Below are 999 nucleotides of genomic sequence, written 5' to 3'. Positions count from 1 at the left end.
CACTAGTGTCCGACTAAAGTCGGCCATTAGTGAAAATTGTTTGAAAGGAATAAATATAGCTACTCTTTCTGTTATGAATGAAAAGTAAGCCCCTATGTTGGAAACAGAGAGGTTTGATCCTGATTTTTTATGCTTTCTTTTAACTCTTTTTCAGGATCGTTGAGGAAGTTAATTAGATGAACATAGCTGACCATATGAAACCTGACCAAAGCGACCATATTGGAGAATGCCCAATTTCTTTTAATGGACTTTCGGACAACTTCCATCAGCAGAAGGCAGATAAGTGAACACCAAATCTGTATTTCAATTGCATTCTGGTTATCTCCCAGAAAATATTTGAGAGGGAAGTTTTGCTTAAGTTTCTTAAACAGAAGTTCAATCTGCCATCTGTACTTATAGATTCCTGCTATTGTAGCAGCTTCTTGGTCAAAACTATTGGTTAAAAACACCATAACCTTGGATTTAGTATCATCCCATAGTACTACTCTGCGAAGCTTTAAAGTCTCTTTATTACCGTTTGCCGTGTATTCCAGCGTTATCGTTTCATCTTTAATGATTTCTTGGTCTTTGTCGTCTGGAAGGTCAATATCATCGATGCTTTGATAAACAGCATTGTCTTTCATTCTTGTGATAAAAAAGATTCCTCTATCACTCCATTGGGCATATTGCAAATAGTCTGTATAGCCTTTATCCATCACAATGTAAGACCCCTCAGGAACATTGAGGTGCTTTAGAAAGGTGTGGTCATGTCGAACCCCTTCGGTATACCTTACCAGACAGGGCATCAGTTCTGCCGCATGTATCATTACATGGGCTTTGATACCACCTTTACTTTTGCCGTCTTTTCTTGGCCTGCCTGCGACTCTGAGAATATCTTTAAACAGACTTATGACGGTAGAATCAACAATAAACAGCTTTTTGATAACCTCCATTTTAAGTCGGCTGTCCGGTAAAATATGACGGTGTTTTTCAAAAAGACCCATGTAAATATCTCTGAAT

At 38.1% G+C, this 999-nt stretch carries 1 protein-coding gene; it reads right to left on the bottom strand.

The window, feature by feature from the left end; genetic code table 11:
- Window positions 1-92: 92 nt before the first annotated feature.
- Window positions 93-999 (bottom strand): IS4 family transposase (locus tag IE080_RS19340; protein WP_189586831.1); only part of this gene is annotated, 907 nt, incomplete at its 5' end.

It is taken from the genome of Mongoliitalea lutea (assembly GCF_014652135.1).
Taxonomy (GTDB): domain Bacteria; phylum Bacteroidota; class Bacteroidia; order Cytophagales; family Cyclobacteriaceae; genus Mongoliitalea; species Mongoliitalea lutea.
The sequence above is the reverse complement of the archived record's forward strand: the minus strand, read 5'-3'. Positions and strand labels throughout refer to the sequence as shown.